The following is a 2,340-nucleotide window of genomic DNA, read 5'->3' on the forward strand; positions in this document are numbered from 1 at the left end:
GCCGCCACCCTCAAACACTGGCGCATCCTGCGGAAGGCCCGCTGCTCACCGTCCCGCCTGACCGCCATCGTCCAAGCCATCCTCACCCTTCACCACCAGGCCACATGAAGTTGGAAATGGCTCACTGTTCCGGTCATGCCGGGGACTCTTGCGTTCGTGAACTTTGTGGGGTCTTCGAATTTAGGTGGGGACCCATGTCGTCGGGCTCGTCGGGTGGTTGCGCAACGTGACCGGAGTCCTTGGTTGTGGCGGTTGCGGAAGCCGAAGGCGTTGCGGGCTTCTGGGACGATCTTCGTGCTCCGGCCTCCTCACTGTCCGCGGCCAGGCGGTGCATTTCCAGATGGGTGTTCTGCTATCAATCTCTGGAGGTCGAATGTGAGGATCATCGCATAGTCGTCGATCGCGGCCATTTTTTCGAAGATATCCTTGGCCACCGTCTCCTCATGTGCCTTGTCGCTGTCAAAAGAGCGCAGTGTGACGACTATCGGGTATTGGGAGAAATCCATGCCGAAGTCGTCTTCGAAATCGTGGTGCAGTTCGACCTCTACTGCCACGTCACGAGTTCGCCCAGCGTAGGCGATAGGGTTGTCTTTCGTGTCGAACTTGCGCATCTTGCAGGTCGCGGCGGTCGCTATGTCGGCCACGAGTTGATCTATCGAGTTGTTCGTTCGGATGAATATCTCGTGATAGCTGCTCACGTTGCCCCTCAAGGCCAGGTTATGTCGTAGCCGTCGCCAAGGATTCGGATTGAATCCATGCGTCCGGGATTGTGGCGTAGGAACCGGTTCAATCCTTCTCTGGCGCCATCTTCTGTCAGTCCGCTGCCGCAGGCGTCGATGATCGCACTAGGTGCCTGTCCCTTCGCTGTATTCAGGGCGTTCTTGATGCTCCCGGGTGCGGCGCCTGGTTTAAGGCTTTTGAACTCGACTGGAACGTCGTCCACGAGAGCATCCGGTGTCCGCACTCTGTCGACCTTGGATTCTGGCACGGCCTCCACGCGGCGGCCCTCTAAAACGAGTAGATCCGCGATCAAGCGTTCCTTTTGGTTGAATGTCTTTCTGGATTCATCGAGTTTTCCGGCTCCGGCGAGCGATGGCTGTGTGTCGGCTGGATTTGTGTCGATATTCGGTTGTTTTGGAGACTCGGGGTGAGGAGTGGTTGGATGGGGAGCCGCCGAGGGTTTCTCGGATAGTTTGCTGATTTTGGGGGCTTCGGCGGCGGCTTGTTGGAGGGCGCGGGCGGAGGCGGCGGTTTCGGTTCTGCCGGTGCGGCGGAGGGCTGTGGCCAGGCGGGCGGTTATGCCGGAGCCTGAGCCGGTGCCGGCGGTCACTGCTGTTATGACGATCGTGGGGGCGGCCTCGCCGAACGCGCGGACGGGGTCGCGTTTCCATTCTTCCCAGTTGATGGCGGCCTTGGCGAAGGCGACCGGGTGTTGGACGCCTTGGGCGAGGCCCTGAATCTGGCCTACCGGGCCTCGCTCCAGCCAGCCCTTCGGTTTGATCGCTATGTAGAAGGGGGCGGTCATCGGGTTGCCGGCCAACGCGCCGAGGCCCATGTCCTTCACGCCTTGGCCGAGGCCGGGGAGGTAGTGGTGGGCGTAGGCGTTCCAGCCGTCGTGGAACACGTTGCCGGTTTTGGCGGGCTGGACGACCTGCTGGCGGTCGGTCTTGAGGAGTTCGTCGCGGCTTCGGCGTACTTCGGACTTCTGCTGGGAGATCGTGAGCGCGGCTTGTGAGATCGTCCTGGCGGGGGCGGTGCTGAGGCCGAGGTTGGCGAGTATTTCGGAGAGGGCCTGGGCGGCGTCCTCCCAGGAGTTCGAGGCGCGCGTCAGTTCCGCGCTGAGCTGGTCGAGCTTCTCCGGTGAGCCGCTGCGGACGGCCGATGCGGGACGGCCTCCCCGGGGTGCGCCCGGGATGTAGGGGTCCCGGACGCGGGGCGGGCCGGCGCCCGCGGCCAGGTGCCGGACGGAGTCGAAGGCGGCGTAGAAGGCGGAGCGCACGTCCTCGTGCTGGTTCGCGAAGGTCTTCTGGAGGCGGTCGGCGGCCGGGCCCACCAAGGCTCCGTCGAGGAGGAGCGTGTGGGCGCGTTTCAGGGCGGGGCCGTCTTCTTCAGCTAATCGTTTGACGTGCGGTAACAGGGAAGCCGCTTGTTCTGCTCGGTCCATCGCACCTCCCGCCCGGCCGCCCGACGGGTTGTCAGGTTAGAGGTTGCGAACGGGACTGGCTAGGTGAGTAAGTGGCTGTTCAGGTGAGCACTTGGGTGGTGAGGAGTTGTCCGAAGTCCCTCTCGAAGGATTCGTAGAGGGTGCGGAGGGCGGGGCCCGGCCATGCGGCCGGGAGG

The 2,340-nt window shown here is 63.2% G+C and carries 2 protein-coding genes; both read right to left on the bottom strand.

The genetic code is table 11. From position 1 onward, the window contains the following. Positions 1 to 308: 308 nt before the first annotated feature. Positions 309 to 698, bottom strand: coding sequence for a hypothetical protein (locus tag E1284_RS40220; RefSeq protein ID WP_131945361.1), 390 nt, complete (start codon positions 696 to 698; stop codon positions 309 to 311). Positions 699 to 706: 8 nt separating this feature from the next. Next, the gene (locus tag E1284_RS42790) at positions 707 to 2,164 is read right to left on the bottom strand and encodes a CdiA C-terminal domain-containing protein (protein ID WP_207924243.1); all 1,458 of its coding nucleotides are present in this window, start codon (positions 2,162 to 2,164) and stop codon (positions 707 to 709) included. Positions 2,165 to 2,340 lie beyond the last annotated feature (176 nt).

Origin of the sequence: Actinomadura bangladeshensis (genome assembly GCF_004348335.1) — a bacterium.
Lineage (GTDB): Bacteria > Actinomycetota > Actinomycetes > Streptosporangiales > Streptosporangiaceae > Spirillospora > Spirillospora bangladeshensis.